The organism is Actinotalea sp. (assembly GCF_041597215.1).
Taxonomy (GTDB): domain Bacteria; phylum Actinomycetota; class Actinomycetes; order Actinomycetales; family Cellulomonadaceae; genus Actinotalea.
Genome location: NZ_JBFHHB010000079.1, coordinates 1 through 12634 on the forward strand (window position 1 = coordinate 1; position 12634 = coordinate 12634).

Annotated in this window: 12 protein-coding genes; 3 read left to right on the forward strand and 9 right to left on the reverse strand. The window is 73.8% G+C overall.

Annotated features, from left to right (window positions below; genetic code table 11):
* Positions 1 to 21 precede the first annotated feature (21 nt).
* Positions 22 to 1518, reverse strand: coding sequence for a M1 family metallopeptidase (locus tag ABWK99_RS07465; protein WP_372594072.1), 1497 nt, complete (start codon positions 1516 to 1518; stop codon positions 22 to 24).
* The gene (locus ABWK99_RS07470) at positions 1467 to 5378 is read right to left on the reverse strand and encodes a Pls/PosA family non-ribosomal peptide synthetase (RefSeq protein WP_372594073.1); all 3912 of its coding nucleotides are present in this window, start codon (positions 5376 to 5378) and stop codon (positions 1467 to 1469) included. Before ABWK99_RS07470 ends, ABWK99_RS07465 begins: the two co-directional genes overlap by 52 nt.
* A 130-nt stretch (positions 5379 to 5508) precedes the next feature.
* Between ABWK99_RS07470 and ABWK99_RS07475 the strand changes: the two genes are divergently transcribed.
* Complete coding sequence (locus ABWK99_RS07475; protein WP_372594074.1) at positions 5509 to 6309, forward strand: sulfite exporter TauE/SafE family protein; 801 nt, start codon at positions 5509 to 5511, stop codon at positions 6307 to 6309.
* An 85-nt stretch (positions 6310 to 6394) separates the two neighbouring features.
* On the opposite strand, the gene trxA is transcribed toward ABWK99_RS07475, so the two are convergent.
* A complete protein-coding gene (gene trxA, locus ABWK99_RS07480) occupies positions 6395 to 6802 on the reverse strand; it encodes a thioredoxin (protein WP_372594075.1) in 408 nt (135 codons plus the stop codon).
* A gap of 100 nt (positions 6803 to 6902) precedes the next feature.
* Between trxA and ABWK99_RS07485 the strand changes: the two genes are divergently transcribed.
* Positions 6903 to 7454 (forward strand): NUDIX hydrolase family protein, encoded by a 552-nt coding sequence (locus ABWK99_RS07485; protein WP_372594076.1) that lies wholly within the window; start codon positions 6903 to 6905, stop codon positions 7452 to 7454.
* An 86-nt stretch (positions 7455 to 7540) separates the two neighbouring features.
* On the opposite strand, the gene rdgB is transcribed toward ABWK99_RS07485, so the two are convergent.
* The 6 genes from rdgB to clpS are packed head-to-tail and all read right to left on the reverse strand — an operon-like array spanning position 7541 to position 11568.
* Entirely contained in the window at positions 7541 to 8167 is a 627-nt protein-coding gene (gene rdgB / locus ABWK99_RS07490) for an RdgB/HAM1 family non-canonical purine NTP pyrophosphatase (RefSeq protein WP_372594077.1), read from the reverse strand.
* Positions 8164 to 8922 (reverse strand): ribonuclease PH, encoded by a 759-nt coding sequence (rph, locus tag ABWK99_RS07495; protein WP_372594078.1) that lies wholly within the window; start codon positions 8920 to 8922, stop codon positions 8164 to 8166. Before rph ends, rdgB begins: the two co-directional genes overlap by 4 nt.
* Before the next feature lie 40 nt (positions 8923 to 8962).
* Complete coding sequence (locus ABWK99_RS07500; protein ID WP_372594079.1) at positions 8963 to 9769, reverse strand: MBL fold metallo-hydrolase; 807 nt, start codon at positions 9767 to 9769, stop codon at positions 8963 to 8965.
* On the reverse strand, positions 9766 to 10581 hold the full coding sequence (murI, locus tag ABWK99_RS07505) for a glutamate racemase (protein WP_372594080.1): 816 nt from the start codon (positions 10579 to 10581) through the stop codon (positions 9766 to 9768). Before murI ends, ABWK99_RS07500 begins: the two co-directional genes overlap by 4 nt.
* Before the next feature lie 49 nt (positions 10582 to 10630).
* A complete protein-coding gene (locus tag ABWK99_RS07510) occupies positions 10631 to 11284 on the reverse strand; it encodes a DUF2017 family protein (protein WP_372594081.1) in 654 nt (217 codons plus the stop codon).
* The gene (gene clpS / locus ABWK99_RS07515; RefSeq protein WP_372594082.1) at positions 11281 to 11568 is read right to left on the reverse strand and encodes an ATP-dependent Clp protease adapter ClpS; all 288 of its coding nucleotides are present in this window, start codon (positions 11566 to 11568) and stop codon (positions 11281 to 11283) included. Before clpS ends, ABWK99_RS07510 begins: the two co-directional genes overlap by 4 nt.
* A gap of 46 nt (positions 11569 to 11614) precedes the next feature.
* Between clpS and ABWK99_RS07520 the strand changes: the two genes are divergently transcribed.
* Positions 11615 to 12634: nicotinate phosphoribosyltransferase (locus tag ABWK99_RS07520; protein ID WP_372594083.1), on the forward strand; the 1020-nt coding region annotated here is incomplete at its 3' end.

The following is a 12634-nucleotide window of genomic DNA, read 5'->3' on the forward strand; positions in this document are numbered from 1 at the left end:
GACGGTCGGCCGTGGGTCCGGTCAGCGCGCCGAGCCGCCCTCGCCCTTCTGCCGCTTCTTCCCCTTGGCCTTGCCGGGCACTGAGGGCGCGCTCGACGTACGAGGCCCGTCCCGTTCGCCGTCCAGGGGCGAGGCGGCCGCGGTCCCGGCGGTCCGGGGCAGCCTCGGGAGCGGGGCGCGGTCCAGCCAGGCGTCGAGCAGCAGCCTGACCTCCTGGGCGTGAGCGATGCCGCCCGCGTTGTCCGCGTGGCCGTCGACGATCTCGCGGAAGTCCTCCGTCGTCACGACCCCGTCCCGGTGACGTGCGGTCCACGCCCGGACGACGGCCCAGAAGACCTCCTCCCCCAGGACGGTGCGCAGGGCGTGCAGGGTGAGCGCCCCTCGCTTGTAGACGCGGTCGTCGAAGAGGTCCTCGATCGCCGGTGCCGCCAGCACGAGGTCCTGCGGCTGCTCGGCGAGCCGCGCGTGCCAGGTCCGCGCCATCGCGTCGGTGTCGGGCCCGCCGCCGTGCGGGGACCACAGCCACTCGGCGTAGCAGGCGAACCCCTCGTTGAGCCAGATGTGCTGCCAGGAGGCGACGGTCACGCTGTTGCCGAACCACTGGTGCGCCAGCTCGTGCGGGATGAGCCGCTCGTCACCGTCGGACGGCGCCAGGTGGTTCGCCCCGAAGACCGCGATGCCCTGGGCCTCCACGGGGATCTCGAGCTCGTCCGGGGTGACCACGACGGTGTACCCGTCGAAGGGGTACGGGCCGAAGAGCTCCGTGAAGAGCTCCATGATCGCGCCGTGCCGGGAGAGCCGCTCGAGCGCAGCCAGCCGGTGCGCGGCAGGGACGAGGGCGCGCTGCCGCACCGGGTGCTGCGCGAGGTCGAGCTCGACGTACTGCCCGATCTGCACCGTCGCCAGGTATGGGGCGGTCGGGTGCTCCTCCTCGAAGACCCAGGTGGTCGAGCTCGCCCTGGCACGCCGGGAGACGAGCCGGCCGTGCGCGCGGACGACGTAGGGGTTGTCGACGGTGAGCCGCGTCGTGAAGCTCGCCTTGTCGGCCGGCCGGTCGTTGCAGGGGAACCAGGACGGCGCGCCGATCGGCTGCCCGGCCACCAGGACGCCGTCCTCCAGCTCCTCCCAGCCGACCTCGCCCCAGAGGCTGTCGATCGGACGCGGGTAGCCGGCGTAGCGGACCGTCACGGTGACGACGCTCCCGGCGGCGACGGGCTCGGTGAGGCGGATCGTGAGACGGCCTCCCGAGTGCGCGAACCGCCGCATCCGGGCACCCACGACGGTGATCTTCTCCACGGCGAAGGCGGCGAGATCGAGCGTGATCACGGTCACGGGGACGAGCGCCCTGACCCGGAGCACGGCCGTCCCGGACAGGCGGTTCGTCGTGACCTTGTAGGCGAGGTCGAGGTCGTAGTGCTCGACCTGGATCTCGGCGCTCCCGTGCCCCAGCGCGTAGGGGTCGGCCGTCATCGTCGTGCCGATCCCGTGCGCCAGGGCGCGATCGGGTTGCCGACCCACCGGGTCCCTGCGGGGACCCGCTCCCCGCGCAGGACGAGGGAGGCGGGGCCGACGGTGCTCCCCTCGCCCAGCTCGGCTGCGGGAAGGATGATCCCGTGCGGACCGAGGGTCGCGCCGGCCCCCAGGGTCACCGGACCGAGGCTCATCACCCGATCGTGGAACAGGTGCGTCTGGACCACGCAGCCCGGGCCGACGCTCGCCCCGTCCCCCAAGGTGACCAGGTCGGGCTCGGGGAGCCAGTAGGACTGGCACCACACCCCGCGACCGATACGTGCCCCCATCCCCCGCAGCCACCACACGAGCGCGGGGGTACCCGTGACCGAGTCGAGCAGGAAGGGTGCGGCGACGACCTCGGTGAAGGTGTCCGCCAGCTCCCCGAACCACACGGCCCGGCTCCACAGCGGGTGCTCGACGGCACGGAAGCGACCGACGAGCAGTCCCTTGGCGAGCACCGTCACGGCACCGGCGAGCGCGCCTGCGGCGAGCAGGACGAACCCGCCGAGAAGGGCCGCCGTCCCCCAGCCGCCGACCACGACGATCCACTGGAGCGCGAGCAGGGTGGCGAGGGCGATGAGCCCGGCGATCACCGCAGGGACGACGCGCAGGGCCTCGACGCCGCCGCGCGCCCAGCGCAGCCGGGCCGGCGGGTGGTACGTGCGCCCGGGGTCGTCGAGGGTTGCGGTCCGCGGGAGCACGACGGGAGGGCTGCCGAGGTAGCTCGAGCCCGCCCGCGTGCGGCTCGGTGTCGCGGAGAGGACCGCGACCAACCCGTTGCGCGGGACCGTGCGACCGGGCGCCGTCATCCCCGAGTTGCCCACGAAGGCCCGCCTGCCGACCTTCGCGGGGGCGACCCGCAGCCAGCCGCCACCGAGCTCGTAGGGCGCGACCATCGTGTCGTCCGCGAGGAAGGCACCGTCCTTGATCCGCATCATCGACGGGACGCCGACGACGGTGGAGATCTCGGTCTCCTTGCCCACCCTCGCGCCGAGCAGGCGCAGCCAGCCGGGCGTCGCCACCGAGGAGTACAGCGGGAAGAGGACGGTGCGTGAGGCGTCCATCAGGCGCTCGATCGACCAGGCCAGCACTCCGGCGCCCGAGCGTGTCGGGTGGTACCCGGCGCGCAGCCGCGCGCCGAGCAGGCGGACGGCGACCAGCACGAGGACCGCGTAGCTCGCGAGCGCGAGGACGGTTCCCGGGATCCCGGCGAGGAGGGCGGGTCCGATCGCCGAGCCGAGGGTCGAGGACCCGGCCACCGCGCGGGCCACCGGGACGAGGCCGACGACCGCCGCCAGGACCGGGAGCGCCGCGATGCCCGCACCGGCGACGGCGTAGGCGACGACCCACCGCCGCCCCGTGCCCTCCGGGCGCTCGGGTGGCCACGGGTGACGGGCCTCGTGCGCCCGCACCGCCGGTGACCCGACCCAGTACTCGTCGTTCCCGGTGATCCCGTGCACGGCGGATCCCGCGGCGACGTCGGTGCCCTCGCCGATCCGCGCACCCGGGTACAGCAGGCTGCGCGCACCCACCGTGGCACGGGCACCGATGGTGATGTGCCCGATGTGCACCGTCTCGCCGTCGACCCAGTACCCCGACAGGTCCACCTCGGGTTCGACGGAGCACTCGCGGCCGAGGGTGAGCATGCCGGTGACCGGCGGGACGCTGTGCAGGTCCACATGCGCACCCATCCGCACCCCGAGCGCCCTGGCGTAGGCGCCGACCCATGGCGCGCTGGCCGTCGTGACGGCGCCGAAGCCCTCCACGAGTCGCTCTGCCGCCCACAGCCGCAGGTGGACCGATCCGCCCCGCGGGTGCTCACCGGGCCGGACACCGATGAGCAGGAGGCGCGCGCCGAGAGCGCTGATCCCCATCCGGCCGAGCGCGCTGCTGGTGAGCAACCAGCCGAGCGCGACTCCCCACCACGGAACCACCGGTACCCACGGGAGGTCGGTCGCCATCCCCAGGGCCAGGTCGAGGGCCGCGAGGACGGTGAGCCAGCGCAGGGCGACGAGAGTGCGCAGCGGGACGAGGGCCAGGAGCTGGAGCAGCTGGCTCCGCACGGCGACGGGTGCTGCGAGGGACGGTCCGTCCGGGGCGGCGCCGACGCTGCCCTGCTCGCCGGACCGACCCGGCCAGGTGCGGTCGAGGTACGCGCCGAGGTCCCCGACGGCCGGGTGGTCGTAGACCTCCGCGACGGTCGCCTCCGGGTACCGCGTGCGCAACGCGGAGACGAGCTGTGCGGCGGTGAGCGAGCTCCCACCCCTGGCGAAGAAGTCGTCCTCGCGGCTGTCCGGGGCGACCCCGATCACGGAGGTCCACTGCTCGGCGACCCAGGCCGTCACCGGGTCGAGGTCGAGGGTGGCGCCGGCGTCCTCGGCGCCCGGCAGGGGCCACGGAAGGGCGTCCCTGTCGACCTTGCCGGAGGTGCGGCTGGGGATCTCGTCGACGACGGCGAGCAGCGGGACCATCGTTCCCGGCAGGACCTCACGCAGCAGGGCGAGCAGCTCGGGGGTCCGGACGGGGCCAGGGCCCTGGGGAACGAGGTACCCGACGAGGACCTTGCTCCCGCCAGGAGTGCTGCGGACCGCCGCGGCGGCGGCCGCGACCCCCGGCAGGGCCTGGAGTGCCGCGTCCACCTCCCCGAGCTCGATCCGGTGACCGTTGACCTTGACCTGGTCGTCGGCCCGGCCGACGAAGACCAGGCCCTCGCGATCGAAGGTCACCAGGTCACCCGTGCGGTAGGCACGGTCCCAGCCGAGGCTCGGCATCGGCGCGAAGCGTGCCGCGTCGAGCTCGGCGTCGAGGTAGCGGGCGCAGCCCACTCCCCCGATGACGAGCTCACCCGTGGCCCCCTCGGCCACCGGCCGCCCCTCGGGGTCCACCACCGCCAGGTCCCAGCCGTCCAGGGCGTGACCGATCCGCACGGGGGCACCCGCGCGCATCTGCGCCCCGCATGCCACGACGGTGGTCTCCGTCGGCCCGTAGGTGTTCCACACCTCGCGTCCTGGCCGGGCGAGCCGGTCGCCGAGCTCGGCGCTGACGGCCTCACCGCCGAAGATGAGCAGGCGGATCGCGTCGAGGGTGTCGACCGGCCAGAGCCCTGCGAGGGTCGGCACGGTCGAGACCACGGTGATCTCCCGCTCCACGAGCCACGGGCCCAGCTCGATCCCCGCGCGGACCAGCGCGCGCGGGGCAGGGACCAGCGCCGCGCCGTGGCGCCAGGCGAGCCACATCTCCTCGCAGGAGGCGTCGAAGGCGACCGAGAGCCCCGCCAGGACCCGGTCACCGGGGCCGAGCGGTGCGTCCTGGAGGAAGATCCGCGCCTCGGCGTCGACGAAGGCCGCCGCGCTCCGGTGCGAGACGGCGACGCCCTTCGGCATGCCGGTGGACCCCGAGGTGAAGATCACCCAGGCGTCGTCCTCGACCAGCGGCGGGTGGATGCCCGAGGAGGGGTGGCCCGCCCCCGCGAGTCGCGTGATCGACCCTCCGTCGCCCAGCACCACCTCGACGTCGGCCTGACCGAACACCCGGGCGGCGCGGTCGTCCGGGTCGTCGGCGTCGACCGGGACGTAGGCGGCACCGACGTGGAGCACCGCGAGGATCGACAGGTACAGGCCGACGGTGCCCGAGGGCACCCGGATCCCGACGCGGTCCCCTCGGCGGACCCCTTCGGCCGCGAGCGCTGCCGCACGGGCACGGACCGCCACCGCGAGCGCCGCATAGGTCAGCACCTCGTCGCCGTCGTCGATCGCCACGGCGTCGGGGTACCGGGACACGGTCGCGGCGAAGACCTCGACGAGGGTCCGCGGTGGGGCGGCGAACGCCGATCGGAGATCGGCGCCTGCCTGGTCCTCGAAGATCACCGCGGAGTCGCTCCTCGTCGGATCGGGGCACGGCGCCCGAGCAGCCCGAGGGAGCCCGTCGCCGCTGATCGCGTGATGCTCTCATACGCGGGTGAACCGGCGACCTCGGCCCTCACCTACCATCGGGCCTGTGCCGAACCCGCAGGACCCGACCGCTCGGGAGTACTCCCCCTCGTGGGCGGTCCTGGTGGCCGTCGGGGCCATCGGCGGGCTGCTGTCCGGGGCGTTCGGGGTCGGCGGTGGGATCATCATGGTCCCGCTGCTGGTGAGCCTGACCCGGATGGACCACCGGCGCGCGGCCGCGACCTCGCTCGCCGCCATCGTCCCGACCACGATCGCCGGGTCGCTCGGCTACCTCGCTCGTGGGGAGGCCGACGTCCTGGTCGCGGCGGTCGCCGCCCTCGGCGGGATGGCCGGATCCGCGATCGGGGCCCGGGTGCTGCGCCGGATCCGGCTCGAGTTGCTCCGGTGGCTGTTCCTCGCGCTGCTCGTCGCCGTGGCGGTACGGCTCCTCACCGCGGTCCCGACCCGTGGCGACGCAGCGGAGCTGACGATCGGCGGTGCTCTCGCCGTCCTGGCGATCGGGACGCTGACGGGCGTGGCCGCCGGGCTCTTCGGCATCGGCGGCGGGGTGATCCTCGTCCCGGTGTTCGTGGTGCTCTTCGGGTACAGCGACCTGCTCGCCAAGGGCACCTCGTTGCTGGCCATGATCCCGACCGCCATGGTCGGCACGGCCGACAACCTCCGGGCCCGTCAGGTCCAGCTCCGGTCGGGACTCGTCGTGGGTGCCGCGGCCACCACGGCCTCCTTCGTCGGCGTGGCGCTCGCCTTCCTCATCCCGCCGCGGCTGTCCTCCGTGCTGTTCGCGACCCTGCTGCTGGCCGCTGCGACCCAGCTCCTCGTGCGGATCCTGCGCTCACGCCCCTCCTGAGGCACGACGCGCCCGGACCACGACGCGGCCGGGACACGACGAGGGGCGGACGCGCGACGCGCCCGCCCCTCGTCGAGCCCACGGCTCAGTGCTGGTGGTCGTGACCCTCGGCATGCTCGTGGTCGTGGCCCTCGGCGCGCTGCGCCTCGACCGCGGCACGGACCTCGTTCATGTCCAGGCCCTTGACCGCCTGCACGACCTGCTCCAGGGACTCCTTGGGCAGGGCGCCGGGCTGGGCGAAGACGAGGATCCCCTCGCGGAAGGCCATCAGCGTCGGGATCGAGGAGATGCCGGCGGCGGAGGCCAGCGCCTGCTCGGCCTCGGTGTCGACCTTGGCGTGGACGATGTCCGGGTGGTCGTCGGAGGATGCCTCGAAGATCGGGCCGAACATCTTGCACGGGCCGCACCACTCCGCCCAGAAGTCCACGAGCACGATGTCGTTCGTCGTGACGGTCTCTTCGAAGGCGGCTTCGGTCAGCTCAAGGGTAGGCATGGGGTTCCTCTCTGCCTGGGATCGCGGTCGTCCGTTCGTGGATGTCAACGTCGGCGTGCCCCCGGTATTCCCCCGGGGCTCTCCCGCCTAGGCTCACGGCATGACCGAGACCGCCGACTTCCCCGAGGACCCCCGACCCGACGGTTGGCTCACGGAGCGCGAGCTGGCCTCCGCCCGGCGCCACCTGCCGCTGGTCTACGTCGACGCCGTACCGGTACGCGTGGACGAGAGCGGAGACGTGATCGCCGTCGGCCTGCTGCTGCGGGTGAGCAGCGTCGGAGCGATGACCCGTGCCGTCGTCTCGGGCCGGGTGCTCTACCACGAGCGGATCCGGGACGCCCTCCTGCGGCACATCGAGAAGGACCTCGGCCCGATGGCCCTCCCCCAGATCCCGGCGAGCCCCCAGCCCTTCACCGTCGCCGAGTACCTGCCGACGCACGGGGTCACGCCGTTCCACGACCCGAGGCAGCATGCGGTCTCGCTCGCCTACGTCGTGCCGGTCGCCGGCGACTGCCAGCCCCAGCAGGACGCCCTCGACCTCGCGTGGATCACGCCGGAGGAGGCGTGCGAGTCCCAGGTCCAGGCCGAGATGACCGGCGGTCACGGGTACCTCGTGCGGCAGGCGATGGCCTGGGTCGGACGCCAGCCCTGAGCCGCTCCGCCGAGCGGCAGAGCGGTGAGCCGCTCCGCCGAGCGGCAGAGCGGTGAGCCGCTCCGCCGAGCGGCCGCGCCCCTCGGTCAGCCGAGCAGACGCGCCAGGTGCGGGGCCATCGCTCGGAAGGCGTGACCGCGGTGGCTCACGGCGTTCTTCTCCTGCGGGGTGAGCTCTGCCGAGGTCAGGGGCCGGCCCTGGGCCCGAGCGGGCTGGGCGTCCGGCTCGAGGATCGGGTCGTACCCGAAGCCCCCGGAACCCCTCGGCGCCCGGGTCAGCCGGCCGCGGAGCACTCCCGTCTCCACGTGCTCGTCCCCGTCGGGGGTGACCAGCGCAGCGGCGCACACGAACTGCGCACCGCGGTGCTCGTCGCGGACGTCGGCGAGCTGGTCGAGGAGGAGGGCGAGGTTCGCGGCGTCGTCACCGTGACCACCGGCCCACCGGGCGGAGAAGATCCCCGGCGCCCCGCCGAGCACGTCCACCGCGAGCCCCGAGTCGTCGGCGAGCGCCGGCAGGCCGGTGGCTGCCGCCGTCGCACGCGCCTTGAGCAGGGCGTTCTCGGCGAAGCTCACGCCGTCCTCGACGGGAGAGGGCGCACCCACCTCGCCAGCGCCGACGATCTCGAGGCCCTCCAGCCCCGGGAGCCCCGCGAGGATCTGGCGCAGCTCCGCGACCTTGTGCGTGTTGTGCGTGGCGAGGACGACGCGCGTCACGGCACCATGCCCTCGGCCAACGCCTCGGCCTGAAGCGCGGCGAGCCGGGCGGTCCCGCCCACGGCCAGGTCGAGAAGGACGTCGAGCTCAGCGCGCGCGAACGGCGTGCGCTCGGCGGTGCCCTGCACCTCGACGAAGCCCCCGGATCCGGTGACGACGACGTTCATGTCCGTCTCGGCGCGCACGTCCTCCTCGTAGGGAAGGTCGAGCATCGGCCTGCCGTCGATGATCCCGACGCTGATGGCGGCGACGGAGTCGGTGAGCACCGGCTTGTTCCCGGCCACCGCTCCGTTGACCCGCCCCCAGCTGATGGCGTCCGCGAGGGCGACGTAGGCACCGGTGATCGCCGCGGTCCGGGTGCCGCCGTCGGCCTGGAGCACATCGCAGTCCAGCACGATGGTGTTCTCCCCGAGTGCGGAGACGTCGATCACGGCGCGCAGCGAGCGACCGATCAGCCGGGAGATCTCGTGCGTGCGACCACCGATCCGGCCCTTGACCGACTCGCGGTCGCTGCGGGTGGAGGTGGCGCGCGGGAGCATCGCGTACTCGGCGGTGACCCAGCCGGAGCCCGAGCCCTTGCGCCAGCGCGGCACGCCGGTGGTGAACGACGCCGCGCACAGCACGCGCGTGCGGCCGAACTCGACGAGCACGCTTCCCTCTGCCTCGTCGAGCCAGCCCCGTGTCAACCGGACCGGGCGGAGCTCGTCGGGGCGGCGGCCGTCGGCGCGCAGGAAGGAGTCGTTCGTCGATGTCATGGCCCGAGGCTACGGCAGGCCGCGGGTCCCCCGGGCCCGCTCAGAGCACGATGACCAGCCCGGGCACGGCACGGCCGATCGGCCCGCGGTAGACCTCCGCCGCCTCGAGCTCTGCGACTCCCGCGGCGTTCCACGCGGGGACGTGGGTGAGCAGCAGGCGGCGGGAGCCACCCGCCTCGGCCGCCTCGCCGGCACGCCGTCCGGTGAGGTGGATCCCGCGGATGGCGTCGTCGCGGCCCTCGACGAAGGCCGCCTCCGCCACGAGCAGGTCCGTTCCGGCAGCCAGCGCGTCCAGTCCCTCGCAGGCATCGGTGTCGCCGGAGTAGGAGAGCGTCACCTGGCGCGCCGGGTCCTCGTCGGAGGGACCCGTGACGCGGATCCCGTAGGCCGGGACGGGGTGCTCGACCGGGACGGCAGTGAGCGTCATCGGACCCACCCGCACGGGCTGTCCCGCCTGCCAGGGGTGCACCGCGAGCTCGTCGCTCATCGACTCCCCCGGCTCCATCCCGTAGGCCTGGGCCAGCCGGCCCGTCGTGCCGAACGGCCCGTGCACCGGTACCGGCGTGGGTGGGGCGAGGTTCGCGCCCCCACCACCGGGCCGGTAGCGCAGGTAGACGTACAGCCCGCACAGGTCGGCCATGTGGTCCGGGTGCAGGTGGGAGAGCGCGATCGCGTCGATCTCGGCGGGGTCCAGGTAGCGCTGGAGGGGGCCGAGTGCCCCGCTGCCCAGGTCGAGCAGCACGCTCCAGGTACGACCCGCCGCGTCCTCGGCCTGGACGAGGTAGCAGGACGCTGCCGATTCGGGGCTCGGGAACGAGCCCGCGCAGCCGACGACGGTGAGTCTCATCTCAGGTGGGCCCTTCCCTCGACCGCCGCGACCTCCGGGCCGAGGAATCTCCGGGCCAGGGCGAGGAAGGAGTCGGTGTCGCCCGTCGCGAGGAAGCGGTGCTCGGGCGGACCGAGGTCCGGGTCCCGCTCGAGCCCGTGCGCCACGAGCGAGCGGTACACGTCCTTGGCCGTCTCCTCCGCCGAGGAGACGAGCGTGACGCCCTCGCCCATCACGTACGAGATGACGCCGGTGAGCAGCGGGTAGTGCGTGCACCCGAGCACGAGCGTGTCGACGTCGGCCTCGAGCACCGGTGCGAGCGCCCGGCGCGCGATCTCCAGCACCTGCGGCCCGGAGGTGCGCCCGCTCTCGACCAGCTCGACGAACTCGGGGCAGGCCTCGGAGGTGAGGCGGATCCCGGAGGCGACGGCGAAGGCGTCGTCGTACGCGCGGGAGGAGATCGTCGCCCTGGTGCCGATGACACCGACCCGACCGGTCCTGGTCGCCGCCGCAGCGCGCCGCGCCGCGGGCAGGATGACCTCGACGACGGGCAGTCCTCTCCGCTGGGTGTACCTCTCGCGCGCGTCCCGCAGGACGGCGGCCGAGGCGGAGTTGCAGGCGATGACGAGCATCTTGACCCCGGCGTCGACCAGGTCGTCCATCACCTCGAGGGCGTGCGCGCGGACAGCGGCGAGCGGCTTGGGTCCGTAGGGCCCATTGGCCGTGTCACCGATGTACAGGACCGACTCGTGCGGGAGCTGGTCCAGCACCGCCCGGGCGACCGTGAGCCCGCCGACGCCGGAGTCGAAGATCCCGATCGGCGCGTCGCTCACCCGGCCAGCGTAGTGCCCGGGGCGGGCCGTGCCCCCCGGCACGGGCAGCTCAGAGATGCTCACCGCGCACGGGCGGCAGGCCCTCCACGAGCCTCGCGACGAGCGACTCCTGGAGCTCACCGAGCACGAGGTACACGGCCGAGAGGAACCGTGCCGTCGCCTCCTCGTCGGCGACCTCCTCGGCGGCATCCGCCGTGGCGAGCACGTAGAGCCGCTCGCTGTCGGCGTCCGTGCGCAGGCCGAGCCGCTCGGCGAGCACGAGCCGCACGTCGGTCAGTGCAGCAGCGACGGAGCGGGCGTCCGGCCCGGCGACGAGCACCTCGGGGCCCTCGCCCACCAGCGCCGCGTGCAGCAGCCCGACCTGGTGCGACGTCGTGTCCCGCAGGTCCGCCTCGGTCAGGCGCCGGAGCTCCGCGGCCAGCTCCGCCTCGGCCGCGGCGTCCGGCAGCAGCCGGAGCAGGGCGGGGTCCTGCGGCGGGTCGATGGCCGGCCACTCCTCGACCGTCGACGACTCCTCGCCCGCATCCACCCCGGTCGAGGCGAGCCTCTCGGCCCGGGCGGACCGCAGCTCGTCGCCGCGGGACGCGAGCAGGTCGACGACGCCCTCGACCACCTCGGCGAGAACCGCCCGCTCGCGCCGGTCGATCCTGGCGACCAGCCGACCCTCGCCGTCGCGGCGGAACTCACGGAGCGGGAGCGTCACGAGTCCGCCTGGACGGTCGCCCACAGGCCGAAGCCGTGCATGGCCTGCACATGCGCCTCCATCTGCTCGCGCGAGCCTCGCGCGACGGTCGCCCTGCCCTCCTGGTGGACCTGGAGCATGAGCCGTTCCGCACGCTGCTCGGAGTAGCCGAAGTAGCTGCGGAAGACGTAGGCGACATAGCTCATGAGGTTCACCGGGTCGTTCCAGACGACCGTGACCCAGCCGGGGCTCGGCACGACGACGGCATCGACCTCCTCGAGGGGTTCCACGCCTTGCTGTGCCATGACCCCATGCTAGGAGCCCCGGGAGCGGTCGACCTAGGCTCGCCCCATGAGCCCCCTGCTCCCCTCGACCGCCCTGCTCACCGACCGCTACGAGCTGACGATGCTCCAGGCAGCGTTGCGCGACGGGACGGCCTCCCGACGGTGCGTCTTCGAGGTCTTCACCCGCCGCCTGCCGCCCGGCCGGCGCTACGGAGTCGTGGCCGGGACCGGTCGGCTGCTGGAGGCCCTGGAGGCCTTCCGCTTCGACGACGACGTCCTCGCCTTCCTGGAGCGGGACGCCATCGTCGACCGCGCGACCCTCGACCACCTGGCCGACTGGCGGTTCACCGGCTCGATCCGCGGCTACGCCGAGGGTGAGTGCTTCTTCCCGGGATCCGCCGTCCTGGTCGTGGAGGGCACCTTCGCCGAGGCCGTCCTCGTCGAGACGCTCGCCTTGTCGATCCTCAACTTCGACTCGGCCGTCGCCTCCGCCGCCTCACGGATGACCAGCGCCGCCGTGGACCGGCCGTGCCTGGAGATGGGCTCGCGCCGCACCCACGAGGAAGCCGCCGTCGCGGCGACGAGGGCCGCAGTGGTCGCCGGCTTCGCCGGGACGTCGAACCTGGAGGCGGGCCGGCGCTACGGACTGCCGACCATCGGGACGGCGGCGCACGCCTTCACCCTGTTGCACGACGACGAGGCGAGCGCCTTCGCCTCGCAGGTCGACGCCCTGGGCCCCGGCACGACCCTGCTCGTGGACACCTTCGACGTGCGCGCAGCGGTCGAGTCGGCCGTCGCGGTCGCCGGGACAGGACTGGCCGCGGTGCGCTTGGACTCGGGGGACCTGACCTCCCTCGCCCAGGAGGTGAGGTCCCAGCTCGACGCCCTGGGGGCGACCGGGACGAAGATCGTGGTGAGCTCGGACCTGGACGAGTACGCCATCGCCGCGCTGGCGGTCGCCCCCGTCGACTCCTACGGGGTGGGGACCTCCGTGGTCACCGGCTCCGGCGCACCGACCTGCGGGATGGTCTACAAGCTCGTGGCACGCGAGGGGCGCTCCGGACGGATGGAACCGGTCGAGAAGGCC

Coding starts and splice junctions, on each gene's coding strand:
- trxA (WP_372594075.1), bottom strand. CDS start 6,802: ATGCCTACCCTTGAGCTGACCGAAGCCGCCTTCGAAGAGACCGTCACG.
- ABWK99_RS07485 (WP_372594076.1), top strand. CDS start 6,903: ATGACCGAGACCGCCGACTTCCCCGAGGACCCCCGACCCGACGGTTGG.
- rph (WP_372594078.1), bottom strand. CDS start 8,922: ATGACATCGACGAACGACTCCTTCCTGCGCGCCGACGGCCGCCGCCCC.
- ABWK99_RS07500 (WP_372594079.1), bottom strand. CDS start 9,769: ATGAGACTCACCGTCGTCGGCTGCGCGGGCTCGTTCCCGAGCCCCGAA.
- clpS (WP_372594082.1), bottom strand. CDS start 11,568: ATGGCACAGCAAGGCGTGGAACCCCTCGAGGAGGTCGATGCCGTCGTC.